18 protein-coding genes are annotated in these 18667 nt (G+C 46.1%); 7 read left to right on the top strand and 11 right to left on the bottom strand.

Translation table 11 applies throughout. The annotated features are described in order from the left end of the window. Positions 1 to 3: 3 nt before the first annotated feature. From acsA to HUG20_RS18510, 3 genes are read right to left on the bottom strand one after another with little or no spacing between them, the layout of a single operon-like run. Entirely contained in the window at positions 4 to 1725 is a 1722-nt protein-coding gene (gene acsA, locus HUG20_RS18520; protein WP_200086355.1) for an acetate--CoA ligase, read from the bottom strand. A gap of 53 nt (positions 1726 to 1778) precedes the next feature. After that, positions 1779 to 3323 (bottom strand): solute symporter family protein, encoded by a 1545-nt coding sequence (locus HUG20_RS18515; protein ID WP_200086354.1) that lies wholly within the window; start codon positions 3321 to 3323, stop codon positions 1779 to 1781. Beyond that, a complete protein-coding gene (locus HUG20_RS18510) occupies positions 3320 to 3655 on the bottom strand; it encodes a DUF485 domain-containing protein (protein ID WP_200086351.1) in 336 nt (111 codons plus the stop codon). Before HUG20_RS18510 ends, HUG20_RS18515 begins: the two co-directional genes overlap by 4 nt. A 257-nt stretch (positions 3656 to 3912) precedes the next feature. Here HUG20_RS18510 and HUG20_RS18505 point away from each other — a divergent pair, with 257 nt between their 5' ends. Further along, positions 3913 to 4566: a LytR/AlgR family response regulator transcription factor gene (locus tag HUG20_RS18505; RefSeq protein WP_200086349.1), complete on the top strand. Its 654-nt coding sequence runs from the start codon at positions 3913 to 3915 to the stop codon at positions 4564 to 4566. 87 nt (positions 4567 to 4653) lie between these two features. Beyond that, positions 4654 to 5343, top strand: a complete 690-nt coding sequence (locus HUG20_RS18500) for a type 1 glutamine amidotransferase (RefSeq protein WP_200086347.1) — start codon at positions 4654 to 4656, stop codon at positions 5341 to 5343. A gap of 42 nt (positions 5344 to 5385) precedes the next feature. Here the strand turns inward: HUG20_RS18500 and HUG20_RS18495 are convergent, their stop codons facing one another. Continuing rightward, a complete protein-coding gene (locus HUG20_RS18495) occupies positions 5386 to 6816 on the bottom strand; it encodes a CopD family protein (protein ID WP_200086345.1) in 1431 nt (476 codons plus the stop codon). 6 nt (positions 6817 to 6822) lie between these two features. Further along, entirely contained in the window at positions 6823 to 7413 is a 591-nt protein-coding gene (locus tag HUG20_RS18490; RefSeq protein ID WP_200086343.1) for a copper resistance CopC family protein, read from the bottom strand. A 185-nt stretch (positions 7414 to 7598) separates the two neighbouring features. Between HUG20_RS18490 and HUG20_RS18485 the strand changes: the two genes are divergently transcribed. Continuing rightward, on the top strand, positions 7599 to 8165 hold the full coding sequence (locus tag HUG20_RS18485) for a DeoR family transcriptional regulator (protein WP_200086341.1): 567 nt from the start codon (positions 7599 to 7601) through the stop codon (positions 8163 to 8165). A gap of 185 nt (positions 8166 to 8350) precedes the next feature. Here HUG20_RS18485 and HUG20_RS18480 read toward each other — a convergent pair whose 3' ends face one another. The 5 genes from HUG20_RS18480 to HUG20_RS18460 form a co-directional block, all read right to left on the bottom strand. Next, positions 8351 to 9157, bottom strand: coding sequence for a DUF3800 domain-containing protein (locus tag HUG20_RS18480; protein ID WP_200086339.1), 807 nt, complete (start codon positions 9155 to 9157; stop codon positions 8351 to 8353). A 55-nt stretch (positions 9158 to 9212) separates the two neighbouring features. Continuing rightward, positions 9213 to 10256 carry a ribonucleotide-diphosphate reductase subunit beta gene (locus HUG20_RS18475; RefSeq protein WP_200086337.1) on the bottom strand — a complete coding sequence of 348 codons (1044 nt, stop codon included), beginning with the start codon at positions 10254 to 10256 and terminating at the stop codon, positions 9213 to 9215. After that, positions 10183 to 10689 (bottom strand): class Ib ribonucleoside-diphosphate reductase assembly flavoprotein NrdI, encoded by a 507-nt coding sequence (locus HUG20_RS18470; protein ID WP_200086335.1) that lies wholly within the window; start codon positions 10687 to 10689, stop codon positions 10183 to 10185. The genes HUG20_RS18475 and HUG20_RS18470 overlap by 74 nt, the downstream gene beginning before the upstream one ends. Next, on the bottom strand, positions 10689 to 13004 hold the full coding sequence (locus HUG20_RS18465; protein ID WP_200086333.1) for a ribonucleoside-diphosphate reductase subunit alpha: 2316 nt from the start codon (positions 13002 to 13004) through the stop codon (positions 10689 to 10691). The genes HUG20_RS18470 and HUG20_RS18465 overlap by 1 nt, the downstream gene beginning before the upstream one ends. Positions 13005 to 13160: 156 nt before the next feature. Next, positions 13161 to 13367, bottom strand: coding sequence for a hypothetical protein (locus HUG20_RS18460; protein WP_200086331.1), 207 nt, complete (start codon positions 13365 to 13367; stop codon positions 13161 to 13163). 280 nt (positions 13368 to 13647) lie between these two features. Between HUG20_RS18460 and HUG20_RS18455 the strand changes: the two genes are divergently transcribed. Beyond that, a complete protein-coding gene (locus HUG20_RS18455; RefSeq protein WP_200086329.1) occupies positions 13648 to 14082 on the top strand; it encodes a YwiB family protein in 435 nt (144 codons plus the stop codon). 1 nt (position 14083) lies between these two features. Then, positions 14084 to 15760 carry an arginine--tRNA ligase gene (argS, locus tag HUG20_RS18450; RefSeq protein WP_200086327.1) on the top strand — a complete coding sequence of 559 codons (1677 nt, stop codon included), beginning with the start codon at positions 14084 to 14086 and terminating at the stop codon, positions 15758 to 15760. A 155-nt stretch (positions 15761 to 15915) separates the two neighbouring features. On the opposite strand, the gene HUG20_RS18445 is transcribed toward argS, so the two are convergent. Then, positions 15916 to 16857 carry an SDR family oxidoreductase gene (locus HUG20_RS18445; RefSeq protein WP_425504127.1) on the bottom strand — a complete coding sequence of 314 codons (942 nt, stop codon included), beginning with the start codon at positions 16855 to 16857 and terminating at the stop codon, positions 15916 to 15918. A gap of 180 nt (positions 16858 to 17037) precedes the next feature. On the opposite strand from HUG20_RS18445, the gene HUG20_RS18440 reads away from it, so the two are divergent. Beyond that, positions 17038 to 17202: a hypothetical protein gene (locus HUG20_RS18440; RefSeq protein WP_200086323.1), complete on the top strand. Its 165-nt coding sequence runs from the start codon at positions 17038 to 17040 to the stop codon at positions 17200 to 17202. 121 nt (positions 17203 to 17323) lie between these two features. Then, entirely contained in the window at positions 17324 to 18565 is a 1242-nt protein-coding gene (locus tag HUG20_RS18435) for an Nramp family divalent metal transporter (RefSeq protein WP_200086321.1), read from the top strand. Positions 18566 to 18667: the final 102 nt, after the last annotated feature.

Raw genomic sequence — 18667 nt, 5'->3', positions numbered from 1 at the left:
GTATTAATCATCGTCCATCGTAGATAAGTCGCCGGTTGGCAAGTCAAGTTCCCAAGCCTTAAGAACACGGCGCATGATTTTGCCGCTTCGGGTTTTCGGCAATGTGTCTCTGATATCCATTTCTCGTGGCGCCGCGTGTGCAGCCAAGCCATTTTTCACGAAGACACGGATATCTTCTTTTAGTTCATCTGTTTCTTCATAGCCGTCCCTCAACGCGACGAAGGCTTTAATAATTTCACCACGTACCGGGTCCGGTTTGCCGATGACACCCGCTTCGCCTACGGCTGGGTGTTCCACGAGTTTGCTTTCTACCTCAAATGGACCTACGCGCTCACCGGCCGTCAGGATCACATCATCGACTCGGCCCTGGAACCAATAGTAACCATCTTTGTCTTTATAGGCGGAATCTCCGGAGACATACCAGCCCGGAAATTCAAAATAGCCATTATATTTTTCCTCGTTCTTCCAGATGGACCGCATCATCGACGGCCAACCCGTGCGCATGGCAAGGTTGCCCATTCGATTCGGAGGCAGTTCATTGCCCTGATCATCCACAATACCCGCTTCCACACCGGGGATAGGTTTGCCCATCGAACCGGGCTTGACTGTCAAGGACGGAAAGTTCGTAATCATAATCGCGCCCGTTTCCGTCATCCACCAAGAATCATGAATGCGCAGTCCATACACTTCATGGCCCCAACGGACGACTTCAGGATTTAATGGCTCGCCGACGCTAAGAATATGCCGCAAGCTTGAGAGATCATAATTTTTCACGATGTTATCTCCGGCGCTCGCCAACATTCTGAGCGCGGTCGGCGCACTATACCACACGGTGACATTGTATTTTTCCAATGTTCCGTACCAGGATTCGGGGCTGAATCGTCCGCCGCGAACGACATTCGTGACCCCATTAAGCCATGGGGCAAAGATGCCGTAAGACGTTCCGGTGACCCAGCCCGGATCAGCTGTGCACCAATACACATCGTCTTCTTTTAAATCCAGCACCCATTTCCCCGTTTGGTAATGCTGGATCATGGCTGCGTGCACATGGAGGACTCCTTTTGGCGTTCCCGTTGAACCGGAAGTGTAGTGCAAAATAAGTCCGTCCTCGCGGTCTACCCAGGTGATGTCATGGCTTTCGGGAGCCTGTTCCATCCGTGTTTTAAAGTCCAGCGTTTTTCCTTCTTCCCGGACATCGTCGCCTTGGATAAAGACGTTTTCCAACGCCGGCAGCTCTGAAACAGGCACACGGCCGATGAGATCGGGCGTCGTTACAATCGCTTTTGCTTCACTATTTTCCAGACGGTCCCGAACGGCGCCTTCCATAAAGGCTTCAAACAAAGGCCCGATAATCGCGCCAAGCTTTATGGCCCCGAGTGCGGCAAAATATAATTCAGGCGAGCGCGGCATGAAAATAAAGACACGGTCCCCTTTTTCAATCCCGGCTTCTTTAAAAACATTCGCCGCTTTATCGGACATTTTCTTCATCTCGGCAAACGTGTAAGCCTCATCGCGTTGATCATCGCTATAGTATAAGGCAACTTGATCTTTCTTGCCGTCTTTTTCCGCGAAGCGATCGATCGCTTCATAAGCCATGTTCACGTTCCCGGTTCTATGAAAAGTAAAGGCTTTTTCGACTTCTGTCCAGTCAAAATGTTGAGCAGCTTCTTCATAATTTTTAAGATTGAAGTCTCCACTTTTTGGTGGGAGTGATTGCAATTCCATCATTTATCTTCCTTTCCTTTAAATCCTTTTGCTTTGTGAAACTAAAGAAGCATCTACGCTTGTTCGTCTGAGTCTGAATAGCCTGTATTTGCTTTAATTTTAACTTCTCGATATTTCTCTTTATCCAATGGTGTTTTTGCAAGATAGGTCCCAATAATCGCACCTAAGAAACCGACCGGGACAGATATAATTGCCGGGTTTTCAAGTGGAAAGAGCGGCGTACCGACGAAAATTGCGTCTCCCTCCGGGGATAGCACACTCGGGCTGACAATCACGAGAAGAAGCGCTGTAATCAAACCTGACAAGATTCCTGTGACCGCTCCGGTCGTATTAAATCGTTTCCAATAAATAGTGAAAATAATAACCGGCAAGTTCGTACTGGCAGCAACAGCAAACGCTAACGCGACGAGGAAAGCAACATTTAAATTTTCCGCTGCAAGCGCTAAAATAATCGACATCACTGCTACACCAAAAGTCGCGGAACGGGCAGCGATTACTTGTTGTCTTTGGGTTGCCTGTCCTTTTTTAATAATGTGGCCATACAAATCATGGGCAAAAGCTGACGCCCCTGATAATACAAGCCCTGCTACAACGGCTAAAATGGTCGCAAAAGATACCGCAGCAATAAATGAGAAGAGAAGGTCTCCGCCAAGTACTTCAGCGAGCATTGGAGCGGCCATATTCCCCGCTGGGTTCGTCTCAATAATATCGCTGTGTCCAACGAAATACAGAGCGCCCATGCCTAAAAATACCGTAAGGAGATAGAAAAAGCCGATAATCCAAGTGGCTACAACTACTGAAGTCCGTGCCGTTTTTGCATCTTTTACCGTAAAGAACCTAAGTAAAATATGAGGCAAACCGGCAGTCCCCAATACAAGCGCGAGCATTAAAGATATCGTGTCCAAAGGCAGATCCGATTGAACGCCCGGATTTAAATAAGCATCTCCATGCGGGGAAGCGTCTCTCGCTGATGAAAATAGTTCTACAATATTAAAGTTAAAATAAAAGAGAACTAAAAAGGAGAGAACAATCATTCCGAACATTAACAAAACGGCTTTAATGATTTGTACCCAACTCGTAGCGGTCATTCCGCCGAACATCACGTATGTCGTCATCATAGCTCCGACGATAATGACTGCCAACCAGTAATCAATGCCAAATAGTAATTGGATTAATGCTCCGGCACCGACAAGCTGGGCAATCATATAAAACGTGACAATCGTAATTGTACTCAAAGCGGCAATTCCGCGTACTTTTTTAAAATCAAAGCGAGCCGTGACCATGTCAGCAATTGTATACTTTCCAATATTTCTCATCGGCTCGGCAACAATAAAGAGAACCACGAGAAATCCGACAAGGTACCCAATGCTGTAATAAAAACCATCATATCCATCAAGCGCGATTGCCCCGGCAATCCCGAGAAAAGAAGCTGCGGATAAATAGTCTCCGGCGATCGCCAACCCATTTTGCCAGCCGGTAAGCCCGCCGCCGGCCGTGTAAAAGTCACTGGCTGTACTCGTGCGTTTCGCCGCAAAATAGGTAATCACGAGTGTTGTTATTACAAAAACAAGGAATAGTGTGATAACGGTAAAGTTCATTTTTGCTGCTCTCCTTCCTCATCCAACACTTCTTGGGCGAGTTGATCAAAACGTGCAGCTTTGCGTGTATACATAATACAAAGCGTCCAAGTCATAACAAATTGCGCGAACGCCAGCACCCACGCCCAAGTGATGACGCCGATGGCTTCCCCATCTAAAACAGTTGTGTAAGACGCGAGCGTTGGCAAAGAAAAATAGAAGAGAAAAAAGAAAATGGAACAAGGAATAATAAACTTCTTTTTTTCTGAAATCAATTGCCTGAACGATGAACTTCTATCCACCCGTTCATAATTCATCCCGTGACGATGTTCAGATGACTTTTCGACATCCATAAAAACCCTCCTTCTAAATAGATATATGTCGCGAACTCAACATGAAAAGGGCATCAATAGAAAACGCTTACATACTTCTTTTTAAAACTATGATCTAGATCAGAGTAGTACACTTTGCTATTATAGAACAGGTAAACTATCTTGTGGTTATTTTTTGACAAACCATGATATCTAGTTATAGAAAATAATAATTGACGATTAACCGTGTTATAGTGTTATGATAAGTTTACATATTATAGGAATAAGGGAGCGACACGATGAGCCTGATTAATATTCAGCGAATCACCACATACATGAAAGATTGGACACCCGATGAAGCGTCAATTGCCATTGCAAGTGCAGATAAATATCTCGATTATTATGCAGGCACCCATGATATTAAGTTATATCCTGAGCAACCGGTTCCGTATGGAAGCATTTCATATGAAGTAGCCCGCAAAAAAAGGCGTGTCGAAGCATTCGTGGATCAATCGGTCTTTGGCCTTTCCTATTACGGTATCGGGTATCCGGTTGAAGAAAGCAAGAATAACGAAGTTATTGTAACAGTCATTCTCCCGCCGGATTATTTTTCAAAAAAACAGTTTTCCTATTTAACCGGTAAAAGTGGTGAAATATGGAAGCCAATACCGATTGAAGAGATCGCTTACATCGAAAGCTATCAAAAGAAAACGTGGATTTATACGGCAGACAACCAATACAGCATCATCTATTCTTTGAAAACGTTACAACAACATTTGCCGGATTCTTTTCTGCGTATTCATCGTTCCTATATTGTAAATATTTCATTTATTCAACAAATCTTTCGTGATATGTCTGCTAATTTAGTAATCTCACTAAAAAAAACCGGACATCCGCCTCTCATCGTAAGTCAAACATATGTAAAACATGTAAGAAAAATGCTAGGGTTTTAACGAGGGTTTATTGTTCCATACAGTCTGTATAAAGCGTACGGGTGATCACATGGGAATATCGAAAAGAGAAAGTGGGGCAGAAGAATCATGGCAATTTTAATTATTCAACCAATGGATATGGTCCCGGCGGGTGAACTGCTATACAGAATCCAGGCTTTTGATAAAGAGGCAAAAATCTGTAGGGTCGATGAAAATGAACAACTCCCGGGCGATTTGGAAGCCTTTGATTCTCTCGTCATTCTCGGGGGAATAATGGGTGCAAACGATATGGCCGATTTTCCTTTTATTAACAAGAGTATGTTTGCTGTGCAGAAGTTTCATGCTGCGGAGAAACCTATCCTTGGAATCTGCCTTGGGGCGCAAATTATAGCAAAGGCCTTTGGGGCTACCGTGGGGAAAATGGGGGAAACAGAGTTTGGGATAACAACCCTTGCGAAGACGGAAGAAGGCAGAAAGGACCCTGTATTTTCCGGATTACCTGAGTATTTTTCATTTATGCAGTTTCATGAAGATTCTTTTGCTATGCCACCTGGTGCAAAACGCTTGGCAACCGGTGAATATTGTGTCAATCAGGCGTATCGAATCGGCTCAAAAACCTATGGCGTTCAATTCCATCCGGAAGTTAACGCTTCCATCGTGGAACGCTGGTTTGTTGAAAAAAAAGAGACCATCGAGAACATTGAACCGAATTGGCCAAGTACGAATATTGATAAGCATTTGCGCCAAACAAAAGAATGGGCACATTGTATATTTGATGATTGGCTGGCGCTTACATAGGTGTAGACGGGAGCGATTGTTTACGGAACAATCGCTCCCGTATTACTCATCAATAACGTCCACTTCGTGCACAGGCATGCGATGCATCCCTCTTGCGGTCATATGCGGTTGGACATAATACGTTGAGGCTTCCCGGAATTGATAAGCGGCTTCATATATCCCGTTTCCGGTGTGCTCACCATCAATCATGATGCTTTGTTCATCCTCATCATGCCAAACTTCAAAAATGACATCGTCAGCATCTTCGACCGGTGTATCTTCCTGGGTGACTTCAACCTGCAACGTCCATTCATCACCGACCGTTGCCTCTGAATCATTTAATACCTCTACTTCAATCGGTTCGGTAGAAAGATCTTCAGGCGTATCTTCGGCTATCGTTTCCACATCCGCACCTATCATAAGGGTTGTGTACCCCGTCATGATGAATAAGGCAATATAGATCGGCGCGAACCAAAAAGGACGACTAGTACCGATACTATAGATGAAAAAGAGGAGAATAGTGATCGCCGAACCGGCCAGCAGGATGGCAGGGATGTTTGGAGTCCATAAGACCATTTCACCTGAAAGCAAATCCGTTGCAATCATTTGGCTCGCCAGTCCCGATACTTCCGTGAACTCCAATGTTTCTGCCACTTCATGGGGCGGTTCTTGTTCAGTCATGATGGCCGTGACGACAAAAACGATGACGAGCACAATGCTTTCCATTTGCAAAGAGAAGCGTGGTTTTCGCTTGTTGCCATATTTCATGGGATCCGTCAGTCTTTTTTTCATGATAAAGCCATGGGCGAATCCATAGAACACAATCGGAATGAATAGCAAATGTTTCAGTAATTGCCATTGACCGTACGGAAGGAGCCAACTATTCGTGTACTCCGGTGTAATGAACATGAGCATCCCGATCCCGCTCACGAAGAGAAGAAGCACCATCGTAATTGCAAATGGAGTGAACCATTGAAAAAAGCGGAACCAATGATCTTCACCGATCGAGAAGAAGCTGGCAATGAGAAGTACTCCCGTCCAGGATAACGCTGATGTCGTATGCAAGACATCAAAGATATAGCCTTGATCGGAAAGGGATGCGGCATGAGAACTCCAACTCGTGGCCAGAATCATGCCAAGAATGGGAAGCAGAAGGAGGGATCGTCCTTTCCCCGGCCCTTTTAATGTGAAGCGACCAACGAAAACAATAACAAGAAAGCATACAAACGCTACGAACCCTTGTCCGATAGCAAACTCAAATAAGCTGGAACCAAGGACAGAGATAAAGGGTTCCGAGGAAATGGCGGCTGTCTGTTCCGCGATCAGGCCGATTGGAATGAAGCTAAAGACGATCATCGCGATGGCAAGAGCCGGCAGGAGAAATTTTGGAATGCGTAATGTCGGCCGCTGATCGCCAGATATAGCTTCGAGAATGTGAATCCCGATAAAAAGCGCCAGGGCGATGAACAATACCGTATTCGCAATGATGACCATCGGTTTTTATGCAGCCTTTCTACTACGGAAGATAAAGAAAAGTAAAGCGCCTGCAATGATCACGCCAATGGCGCCGATCAAAAGTCCTCCTGCGCCTCCGTCATCGCCGCCTTCAGCTGTTTCGGCTGCAGCACTTTCTTCATCAGTGGTTTCTTCTGTGGCTGCTTCTCCTTCAACCGTTTCAGCTTCTTCTGTACCATTATTCTCTTCTTCGGTAGCTTCCTCTTCCTCACTGGCTTCATCGGCATCTACGCTAAAAGTGAATGCCTCTTCGGTCGTATGTCCGTCCTCCGCGAGCACTGTCGCTTCAACCGTATAATCCCCCGATGTTAACGGTTCTTGAAGGGTAGCGATGTAATCATCTCCCTCAATCGTTTCATCCGCAAGTTCATGTTCGTTTCCTTCTTCATCGGTCACCGTTGACGTCGTCGCTGATTCAATGCCTGAATCGAAGAAAACCGTGATCGTCTCAACTTCTTCTTCAACGGTTTCGCCGTCTTCGGGGTCGGAATCTTCCATATGTGCGTGCGCGAAAGTCGTGGACGCAAAAGCCAATGACAAAAGAGCTGTAGCTATGAATACGAAAAAATATTTCATCATTTTCCCTCCCAAATTTATCTTAACAATAGCATGTCTAAAGATTAAGCGTTTTCTACCAGGCTAACCATAACATACAGATATGTTATATAATCACATCTTATAACAATTTCACACAATATTCATCTTGTTCCATTTTTCAAGGAAGGTTTACACTATAGAGTGGGAAAGGAGTGCATGAATCAATGATGCCTTATCAGAGAAAAGAGTCTGTTATGCATTGGTTAGAGAGAGAAAAAACCTTAAGTATTGCAACGATTAGTTATAGGCTTGGCGTTTCGGAGATGACCGTTTACCGTGATATCAAACCGCTCGTGGAAAAAGGAGACATCGCTCGCATAACTGGGGGTATTGTGCTTCGAGAGCGTGAACCAACGCCTGATCATTGTGCATACTGTCTGAAGCCAAACAACCGTATTCATCAGGCACAAATGCTATATGGCGATCAACAGATTGAACATTTTTGTTGTCCCCATTGCGTTTTGTTGGGTTATCACCATCAAGCGGAAAAGGTTGATCAACTTATTTGTAGGGATTTTTTGAGGGGGACGACGATCAGCGGGAAAAATGCTTTTTTTCTTTTGGAAGCAGATGAGATATTAGGGTGCTGTTCTCCCCAGGTTCTAGCCTTTGAAAAAAAAGAACAGGCGGAGAAATTCACGGAGGGATTCGGAGGGCGTGTTTTTTCGTTCTACTCAGCTGTTCGTGAAGTGCATAAACAAATGAGCGGTTCTTGTGATTGCTCGGAATAGCTATAGTCGAGGAGGAAGTCGTTTGCTCAACTGTTCAAGTTCGATGGATGCAGCTAAGCGGCAAACAATAAAAAACCACCCCATCTTTCCTACATAAGGAGCTCACATTTTTAACGCAAGCCTTCGGATTGACAGAGTGGTATTTTTTATAGTATACACAAAAAGAGAATAAGATGCAATTAATTTTATTGCTTCGGCATAAACCTCCAATGTGAATATGGATATAGCCAGTTATTTGAAAAATCATTGTCAATCCCTGTACTTACTCCTGCATTAAATCCAGGTTTCCATTCTGATATTCTTGAATAAATGTGTTTATATAATTTTTCCTTAGCAATGGTCCTGTTTCCTCGCCTGTTTGTACTTTCATCTTTAATTAAATTTAAACGATTTAGTTTAAAGTTCATTGCACCAGTAATTATATCAACACATTGAAGGATTAAATGTTCTTTAGAATCGGCTTCGACTATGTCTTCGTATCTTATTGCGAGCATTGCCCTCTTGAATTCATCTGAAAATTGCAATTTATATATATAATCCTTGAAACTCCTTACCTTCTCTATTTTATCAGGAAATTGGTCAAAAAAAGCTCGGATATATACTTTTTCACCAATGCCGGCATGAATAAGGCCAAACGCAAGTTTGATAAATTGATAGTAAAGCTTAAAATAAGAGTCATCGAGTTTTTCACTAGGCAATTTTGTTATAATCTTATCACTGAATTCATTTTGTTGAAACATTACCCGCATTTTAATTTTTGATTCAAAAATTAAATCGAAGAAGATGTCTATAAATGCTTTATAGATTTCTAAGAAAGATGCTGACACACGTGTCCATTTCATTTCTGTGTTTATATCTTTTTGAATCTTGAAAAACCCCAGGCGCTCGTTCACTTCTTCAAGATGGATAGATTTTACTAAGGCTCCTCCATAAAAATAACTGAATCTATCTCCTCGCTTAATTGATTCATCGCAATAAAGAATATATTCCATGTGCTCCCTCGCTTTGTGCTTTATATACCATTATGTCCCCCCTAATGGGGGGGGCTTACAATTCATCAAACCCGTTATCTGCATCGACTTTCTCGTAGCTGCGGTTGCGGGCTTCGAAGAAGTCGGTTTTTGTTTCGTCGAAGTTGTCGACGAAGGCTTTGATCCAAGGCATGGCGTTTTCCTGAGCGTTCGGATAAATCGGATCCAAGCCGAGCATTTTTAGCATTTTGTTGGCGCGATACTGAATATACTGATGCATTTCATCGAGGTCGATGCCGATAATGTCGTCGAGGACTTCGTTGGACCAGGCGATTTCCGCTTCAACGGCGTGTTGAAATTCACTTTTAACGAAGTCCATGAATTCCGGCGTGTTCAAATGCGGGTTTTCGCCAAGGATGGCGCGCAATAACTCTGACATGAATTTGCCGTGCACGAGCTCATCACGGTTAATAAAGCTGATGATTTGTGCGGTCGCATTCATCTTTTGCTGTCTGGCCAGGTTATAAAAGAAGGCAAAGCCGCTGTAGAAAAAGATGCCTTCCAAGATGAGCGAATAAACGATGACGTTGACCAGTTTTTCTTCCGTCGGGTTTTCAATAAAGTCGTTATACGCGCGCATGATTCGTTCATTTCGGGCGACAATCGTCGGGTTCGTTCTTGCGTCCTCAAAAATTTGTTTTTGGTCTTCGAAGCCGAACAAACTGGAAAGCACGTAAGAATAGCTTTCGTTATGAACGACTTCCTGTTGCGCAATGACGGCGGCAATCGCGTGCACGCTGTCATCGCTGACATATTCGCTGACGCCATGAATGAGACGTCCTTGGGGAGTGTCCAGGGTGGCAAGGAGGCCAATCGTGAGTTTGTAGGCGCGTAACTCTTCATCGGATAATTCCATGATGGATTTATTGTCCGGGCTCATATTCACTTCATGTGGGATCCAGAAATTGGATAGCAGTTCTCGATACGTGCGGTAAAAAGATGGATAAGGAATGTCGTTCCAGTTCAGAATACCGCTCGATTGTCCGTTAATGATGCCGGTGGATCGCACCGGATTTGCCGGTTCCATAATCGCTACTTTTTCCAAGAGTTTGCTCATCATCAATCGCCTCCAACCAATTATCGATTTTTTCTTCGTCGCTTCTCGCGGGCATCTGTTCAATTTCTAACACCGGATAGGGGCTTTGATAATGTGTAGCCACCGTGTGTGCGGCCAGGCAATACGTGTCTCCCCATTGCGTGTCCCCGGTACCGAAAGCAGCGATTTGCTCATTCGGAAACGCGTACGTCTCCATTAACTCTTCAATCGGTTCCGGAGGGAGATGGGCGTCATCGGTGTACGTGCCAATCAAGATGGTTCCGTATGGCCCAATCATCGCTTCGGCATCTGCAATGGAGAGGTCGAGAAAAGACCGTAAAGGCATGCGTTCGACGTTTGCACCATCGTATTCAAGCATTTGTTGAATAAACATGGAGAGTTGTGCCGTGTTGCCGCTTAACGATTCATACAAAATCAATGCATTTCGGGGTGCCATCAGCTTTGGCACCATTCGCATTCGCGGATGTCCACTTTGCTGCTTCGTACGTAATACGTTGTTTTCAAACCTGAATTCCAGGCCGTTAAATGCAATTCAAGCAATGTCTTCGCTTTGATGGAAGCCGGGACATAAAGGTTAAACGACTGTGATTGGTCCACATGCTTTTGCCGCGCGGCGTTGTGGCGGATGCTCGCGAATTGGTCTTGTTGGAACGCGTTTTTCTCATAGTATTTGTAGTTCTCTCCTGTAATATCAGGAGCCGTTACGGTTACCCGGTAGTCTTTTTTCTCCTCCACGTAGCTTGCCCCAAAGAATGGATCAATGCCTTGCGTGCTGCCGGCGATCAGTGCTGTGCTGCTATTTGGGGCAACTGCAATCAAGTAGCCGTTGCGAATGCCGGTGTTCCGGACCTGCTCGGCCAGTTCTTTCCAATGATCGTTGTTTCCAAGCGCCGCATCTTCATCTTGGTCAAAATAACCGTGCCGTTCGAAATAGCGCCCGCTCTCCCATTCGGAACCCGGGAAGGCGGGATATGCCCCTTTTTCAATGGCAAGATCCGCGCTTGCCTGAATGGTCCGATAGGCGATATCTTCGTAAACTTGATCGGCGAGTTTTTCCGCTTCCGGGTCATCCCACGCGATATGGTTTTGGGCAAGAAGATGGTGCCATCCGAACGTCCCCAAGCCGATGGCCCGGTATTTATGATTGGTCATTTGCGCTTGTACGACCGGAAGCTGGTTGATGCCGATGACGTTATCAAGCATCCGTACCTGAATCGGGATCAAGCGCGAAAGAACATCGGCTCTGACGGCCCGTCCCAGATTGATCGATGAAAGATTGCAGACGACAAAATCGCCCGGTTTTTTGCGAACGAGAATCTCCCCGTCGTCTTGGATTTGCTCGATGACAACGGTCTCCGACATATTTTGCATGATTTCCGTGCAAAGGTTGGAACTGTAAACAATGCCTTCATGTTTGTTCGCGTTCATGCGGTTTACTTCATCGCGATAGAACATGTAAGGGGTGCCGGTTTCCAACTGCGATTGCATGATGCGTTTCATGACATCGATCGCGTTTACTTTTTTACGGCTTGTCAGTTCATTGGATTGTATGCATTGCTCATAGCGTTCCCGGAACGTGCCGTTGCCTTTTTCCTCATCATAACTGTCTTCCAGCGACCACCCGAAGACTTTGCGTACTTCGTGAGGGTCAAAAAGATACCAGTCGCCGCGTGCCTCGACTGCTTCCATAAATACGTCGGGCAAGGTAACGCCGGTAAAAACATCATGGGCCCGCTTGCGCTCATCTCCGTTATTCAAACGCAAATCGAGAAATTCAAAGATATCCGCGTGCCACACATCGAGATAAACGGCGACGGCTCCTGCGCGTGTACCGAGCTGATCGACGCTCACGGCTGTATTGTTGATTTGGCGAATCCAGGGAACCACGCCTGAAGAAGTGTTTTTATACCCGCGAATGTCAGAATTGGCGGCGCGGACTTTGCCGATATAAACGCCGACGCCTCCGCCGTATTTGCTGACGTTGGCGATATCGGTATTGCTGTCGTAAATGCCTTGCAGGCTGTCGTCCACCGTGTCAATAAAGCAGCTGGAAAGTTGTCCTGCTTTTTTGCCGGCGTTGGCAAGTGTCGGTGTCGCGACAGTCATATAGAGATTTGATATTGCCCAATAGGCCTCTTTCACAAGTTCCATACGCTTGGAACGGTCTTCTTGGGACATGAGCGTGAGCGCGATCGTGAGCCACCGTTCCTGCGGCAACTCGTAGACCTCCTTCCCGTCATAGCCTTTTGCGAGATAGCGGTCGCTTAATGTACGCAAACCGGCGTATGTAAGAAGGTGGTCTTTGTCAGAATCGATAAAAGAAGCGGCTTCTTCAATTTCTTCACGCGTGTAGTCCCGCAGAATGGTAGGGTCATAGATGCCCAAATGGCCGAGTCGTTTTTGCAGCCCGTAATAGCTGCCGTATTTTTGCTCGGCGTCGTAGCTGCGGTTGTACGCTGCTTTTTTGTACAAATCCCGCAAGAAAATTTTCGTGGCCGCATACGTCCATTCCGGCATGTCGACGTCGTTGTTCTCCGCGGCTGTCAAGAGTAAAAGCTGGGTGATTTCTTCGGCGGAAAACTGTTCTTTTGCCTCAATCGTCTTTATGATTTTTTCTTTGTATTGATCAATATAAGACGGAATTCGGATATCACTTGTGACTTCGTCGATAAATGCATACAAGCGGTCGCGGTCAAACGGCATGGAGCGCGAGCCGCTGTCTTTTGTAATTTTCGTTGTAACTGTCGTCATGAATCGCCACTTCCAATCTTTCGATTATATACCAATTATACCACATATAGTAGGGGTATGAAACATGGGATACTACAAATTGTGTTTTGGGAGGCTGATAAAAAAGCACATGTACGTTCATCACGGCAAAATTCGAGGAAAAATTTTTATTTTCGTTTACAAGTAAAGGAAGGATAAAACGATCAATGTCATTCCGAGTAATACATAAACGATGGCGACAAACCAATCCCGTTTTGTTTGTTTAAAATAATGGATGGCGAGTAAACAGAGCGCCGCTCCGAATAGGATAATGCCACTGATCATATGTACAAAAGCGATGAGGACAGAGAAGACGATAACGGCGACGCCGATATTTTTAAACAAAACGAAAGAGCCTCCTTGGTTCCCGCCAGAAAAAAACAACGAAAGGATTCTCCCCGCCGTTGCCTTATTGATCGTAAACATCATACGTTTTTGCAAGTGCCTTTCCATTTGTTATTCTACCGAAATTGACATGCTTTGTCGATTTGTTTTTTATTATTTTTTTCGTCCGGAGAGCAGGATTTACGGACGGGTCTCGACGAACATATCAATAGCAAATGTTCGGCTGTTGCAACCGATCAACAGAGAGGATAAACTCTACAATAGGAAAGGGGAAACGTTAATGACGGCGGAAGGCATCCCTATTCAAGTGTCAATGAAAACCGAAGTTCAACAAGGCGGAGAACGAAAAGAGATCCACGTGAATGGAAAAGGAGAGCTAGTGAAAAAAGAAAGCAGCACATATGTGACGTTTACGGAACAATTGCAAGATATCGGGGAAGTGAAAACCGTTATTAAAATTCAGCGGGCATCCGAACTGACCATTATTCGCTCAGGAGCAGTGTCCATGCGGCAAGCTTATGTGCAAGGGGAGGAGAAAGCAGGATCGTATGGGACTCCTTACGGCACGTTTGAAACATTAGCGAAAACAAAGCATGTGCAAGTGGGCTATCCAAATGAATCGTTGATACATGTTACATTGGATTATGATCTGGAATTACAAGGACAACTCGCCGGAAGTTACCATGTGGCGATTGATGTTAAGGAGTCGTCGTAAAATGAACATTTTGGATGAAACGAAACAAAAGATTAGAGAAACGTTAAGAGAATCTGTAATAGCGAATGGTTTTGCAAAAGAAGAAGAGATCCCGGATATTATATTGGAAACGCCCAAAGACAAAAACCACGGCGATTACGCTTCAAACGTTGCCATGCAGCTTGCGCGCGTGGCGAAAAAGAATCCACGGGAAATTGCGGAAGGAATTGCCCGGCATTTCGATAAGGAGAAGGCCTCCGTGCGCACCCTTGAAGTGGCGGGTCCCGGGTTTATTAATGTTTTCCTTGATCAGGCGTTCCTCCGCCAGGTCCTCCCTACGGTTCTTCGTGAGGGTGCGGCGTACGGACGATCCAATGCCGGCAAAGAAACCTCCGTGTTGGTGGAGTTTGTGTCGGCGAACCCGACGGGAACCTTGCATCTCGGGCACGCACGCGGTGCTGCCGTCGGCGATTCTCTTTGCAATATCCTCGATATGGCCGGTTACAATGTCGAACGCGAGTACTATATTAATGACGCCGGCAACCAAATCGACAAATTGGCACTGTCATTGGATATCCGTTATTTGCAAGCACTCGGCCGGGAAGCAGACATGCCCGAAGATGCTTATCAAGGTCCTGACATTGTCGGTATCGCAGAGCAGGTGGTGCAAGATCACGGAGAGGCGTTTGTCTCGTTGCCGGAAAAAGAGAGACGAGAACAATTTCGTAGACTCGGCCTTGACTACTTGCTTGAAAAATTGAAAACAGACTTGAACGATTTCCGTGTCTCATTTGATACGTGGTTTTCCGAAACTTCGCTTTATACGACGGGGAAGGTGGAGGAAACGCTTGAGACGTTGCGGGCAAACGGGGAAGTCTACGAAGAAGATGGGGCGACGTGGTTTCAATCCACACGGTATGGCGATGACAAAGACCGTGTCCTTGTAAAAAATGATGGTTCGTACACGTACTTGCTCCCGGACATCGCCTACCATAAAGATAAGCTGGACCGCGGGTTTGACAAGCTTGTCGACTTGTTCGGCGCCGATCATCATGGCTATATCGCTCGCATGCATGCGGCCATTCAAGCGCTTGGATATGCGAAGGAGAAGCTGGATTTTCAAGTCGGGCAAAACGTCAATCTCGTCAAAGGCGGCGAGCGCGTAAAAATGAGCAAACGAACGGGGAACGCCGTAACGATGCGAGAACTGGCCGAGGAAGTGGGGTTGGATGCCACCCGTTACTTTTTTGCCATGCGCAGTGTGGACACACATTTGGACTTTGATATGGATCTGGCCGTCGAGGAATCCAATGAGAATCCGGTATACTACGTGCAATATGCCCACGCCCGGGTGAGCAGTTTATTTCACCAGGCAGAAGAGAAAGGTGTCGCCTATGATTCGGAAGCAACCCTCGATTTAACGTTGATCGAATCTGAAAAAGCGTATGAGCTATTGAAAAAAATCGGTGAGTTCCCGACCGTTGTGGCAGGAGCCGCGGAACAATATACTCAGCACCGCATTCCGAATTATTTACATGAACTGGCGTCTGTGTTCCATAGTTACTATAACGCAGAGCGAATTGTGGACCCGGGCGCACCCGCTTTGACACAAGTGCGGTTAGCGCTGGCAATAGCAACGCAAATGGTGCTCGCCAACGGCCTCGCGCTCATCGGCGTGCATGCACCTGATCAAATGTGAATGTGAGTTTAAAGCCCGGATACTTCGTGTATCCGGGCTTTTTCGTGCGTGGCTGGACAGGTGTGATGAAAAATGGGTGCCTAAAGCCGTGTCCGCTGCTCCTAACACTTCGAGGTAGGTTGCCGTAAGCCGTTCAAGCTAGGATTAGATTCCGCTCATGAGTCCATTGTCTCTCCGCCGTTCACGTGGAGTACTTGCCCGGTGACTAAGCGAGCATCATCGGAGGCCAGGTAAACATAGGCCGGTGCAACTTCGAAGGGTTGCCCGATACGGTCAAAAAGATTTCCGCCGTGCAGTGCGGTTTCATCAGCGGAAAAGCTCGCCGGAATGAGCGGCGTCCAAATCCGCCCCGGCGCAACGGCGTTTACACGAATGCCCCGATCGGCAATATTCTGGGCAAGCGACCGTGTCCAACCGACCATCGCGCCTTTTGTGGCGCTGTAATCAACCAATAAAGGTTCGCCGGCATACGTCGTGACAGACGTCGTTCCAATAATTGAGCTCCCTGCCTTTAAATAAGGGAGCGCAGCCCGAGTTGTGTAAAAGTGAGAATAGATGTTTATTTTAAACGTGTCATCAAATTGCTCATCGGAAATGTCTTCGATATCCAGTTGTTGGAATTGTATTCCGACATTATTAACGAGGATGTCAAGACAGCCGAATTCCTTAATTGTGTCTTCAACAATCGCAACGCTTTGCCGTTTTGTGCCCAAATCACCGGGGAGCAACAGACATTTTTGTCCAAAGTATTCGATCCTTTCTTTCGTCCGTTTTGCATCTTCATGCTCATCGAGATAAGCGATGGCAACATCCGCACCCTCTTTGGCAAAGGCGAGGGCTGCTGCTGCCCCGATCCCACTGTCTCCCCCTGTAATCAACGCGACCTTTCCCTTTAGTTTTCCGCTTCCTTTATAATTTGGATTTTCAATGATCGGTTTAGGAACCATAAACGCTTCAAGCCCGGGTTGCCGTAGCTGACGCTGTTCGGGCTGCGCGAGAGGAACTTCTTCATACTGTGTTATTTTTCCGTAATTAGGATATAAGGGGTAAGGCTTTGTCTGTTTGTTTTCTTCGAACCATCTTTGCAGCTCTTTCATTTCTTCTGATGGATAACTTTTATCGTCATGTTGTGTCATGATGACCTCCAATATGTTATATGTTCCAAAACAATTTATGGTTGGGCGAATGCCCTTGTGCATGTCTTGAGATATTTGTGGTCATGACATGCTCCCATCGGAATGTTTTGCATAGATATAACGGTAGAAGGAGGCGATCGTTTGCGCTATGAATTTAACCCTGAGGTAGAACTGCTGCTTGTGGATGAATCCGATGAAGAGGTCACAATGGCGTATATGTCGGAGACGTGGGCAATGCCTAAAATCGGTGAGCGACCGCCTTATTATACGAACCCTCGTTATGAACCGTATTATCCACTAGTTTAAAACAAGGGGGCTTGGCAAACCGGTGCCGAGCCCTTACTCGTTTTCATTAAATTTGTTCTTGCTCCCCACTAAACCCTAAGGTATGCTGAATTCTACGATGTATAAACGGAGAGGTGCCAGTATGGAAAATAATACGTTAGTCGCCCGCTTTATAGCAAAACTGAAAGTGATCGGGCCGGGGGCCATCATCGCCGCTTCGTTCATCGGTCCCGGGACTGTATCAACCGCGACGGAAGCGGGGGCATCGTTCGGTTATGCCCTAATTTGGGCGATTTTGTTTTCGCTTGTTACCACGATGATTTTACAGGGGATGGCTTCAAAAATCGGCATTGTTACCGGAAGCGGGTTGGGAGAAGCGATTCGCGATCAATTCAAACGGCCGGTGTTGAAATACATAACGGTGACGGTTGTAGGCATATCGATTGCTACGGGCTGTGCGGCATATATGGCCGGGGATTTGACAGGCGGTGCGCTCGGGCTCACGTTGATCACCGGTATCCCGCAAAACTATATCGCACCGGTGCTCGGGATCATCATTCTCACTCTTGGGCTTTTGGGAACTTACAAATTTTTCGAAAAAATATTGATCGTTCTCGTGGGAATTATGAGCATCACATTCATTACGACAATGGTGGTCGTTCAGCCGGATGTGCTTGCGGTTTTTGAAGGTGCATTCACGCCCTCGATCCCGAGCGGCTCTATCGTGATTATTGTTGCCCTGATCGGGACAACCGTAGTCCCCTACAACCTTTTCTTACACGCATCAAGTGCGCATGAACGTTGGAATAGTCCGGCTGATCTAAATAAATCCCGTTTAGATATTGTGATTACGATTGGCGTCGGAGGGCTTATTACCGCCGCAGTTTTGATTACATCGGCGGCAGTGATGCGCGGCACGGACGTGACGGGGATCGAACAGTTGGCGGTTGCCCTTGAGCCAACGCTCGGTGAATGGGCAACGGTGTTTATTAGCATCGGCTTGCTTGCTGCCGGATTTTCATCGGCACTCGCGGCCTCGATGGGTGCAGCTTATACGATTGGAGGCGTTGCCAATTGGGGCACGGGCTTTGATAACCCCCGCTTTAAAACAGTGTTTATCATCGTCATCTCGATCGGGGTGATCACTTCAGCGACAGGCTTCGAGCCGTTGGAACTTATTTTGTTTGCCCAAGCATTAAATGGCCTGATTTTACCGATTATCGCGATTTTCTTGTTAATCGTCGTCAATAACAAAAATTTACTCGGCCAATACGTCAATTCAATCAAGCTTAACATTATCGGCGGCCTTATCGTACTGATTGTCAGCGCGCTTGGCATTTACAGCCTAGTGGAAGCGATTCTCGACTTTATTACAGAAGTGTAGTCGTTGCGTAAGGGGTCAGGGGGGTGTTCATGAATAGAACAGAAATGGCATGGACAGAATAAGGTATATACAAAAATATATACCAGGTGATAAAATGGAGAG

Source organism: Salicibibacter cibi, assembly GCF_016495865.1.
GTDB lineage: Bacteria > Bacillota > Bacilli > Bacillales > Marinococcaceae > Salicibibacter > Salicibibacter cibi.
Note: the sequence above shows the minus strand (reverse complement) of the source record. Positions and strands in the feature narration are given on the sequence as shown.

Coding starts and splice junctions, on each gene's coding strand:
- HUG20_RS18480 (WP_200086339.1), bottom strand. CDS start 9,157: ATGGAATATATTCTTTATTGCGATGAATCAATTAAGCGAGGAGATAGA.
- HUG20_RS18465 (WP_200086333.1), bottom strand. CDS start 13,004: ATGACGACAGTTACAACGAAAATTACAAAAGACAGCGGCTCGCGCTCC.
- HUG20_RS18500 (WP_200086347.1), top strand. CDS start 4,654: ATGGCAATTTTAATTATTCAACCAATGGATATGGTCCCGGCGGGTGAA.
- HUG20_RS18445 (WP_425504127.1), bottom strand. CDS start 16,857: ATGAAAGAGCTGCAAAGATGGTTCGAAGAAAACAAACAGACAAAGCCT.
- HUG20_RS18470 (WP_200086335.1), bottom strand. CDS start 10,689: ATGGCACCCCGAAATGCATTGATTTTGTATGAATCGTTAAGCGGCAAC.
- HUG20_RS18515 (WP_200086354.1), bottom strand. CDS start 3,323: ATGAACTTTACCGTTATCACACTATTCCTTGTTTTTGTAATAACAACA.
- HUG20_RS18485 (WP_200086341.1), top strand. CDS start 7,599: ATGATGCCTTATCAGAGAAAAGAGTCTGTTATGCATTGGTTAGAGAGA.
- HUG20_RS18435 (WP_200086321.1), top strand. CDS start 17,324: ATGGAAAATAATACGTTAGTCGCCCGCTTTATAGCAAAACTGAAAGTG.
- HUG20_RS18455 (WP_200086329.1), top strand. CDS start 13,648: ATGACGGCGGAAGGCATCCCTATTCAAGTGTCAATGAAAACCGAAGTT.
- acsA (WP_200086355.1), bottom strand. CDS start 1,725: ATGGAATTGCAATCACTCCCACCAAAAAGTGGAGACTTCAATCTTAAA.
- HUG20_RS18510 (WP_200086351.1), bottom strand. CDS start 3,655: ATGGATGTCGAAAAGTCATCTGAACATCGTCACGGGATGAATTATGAA.
- argS (WP_200086327.1), top strand. CDS start 14,084: ATGAACATTTTGGATGAAACGAAACAAAAGATTAGAGAAACGTTAAGA.
- HUG20_RS18490 (WP_200086343.1), bottom strand. CDS start 7,413: ATGAAATATTTTTTCGTATTCATAGCTACAGCTCTTTTGTCATTGGCT.
- HUG20_RS18495 (WP_200086345.1), bottom strand. CDS start 6,816: ATGGTCATCATTGCGAATACGGTATTGTTCATCGCCCTGGCGCTTTTT.
- HUG20_RS18505 (WP_200086349.1), top strand. CDS start 3,913: ATGAGCCTGATTAATATTCAGCGAATCACCACATACATGAAAGATTGG.
- HUG20_RS18475 (WP_200086337.1), bottom strand. CDS start 10,256: ATGATGAGCAAACTCTTGGAAAAAGTAGCGATTATGGAACCGGCAAAT.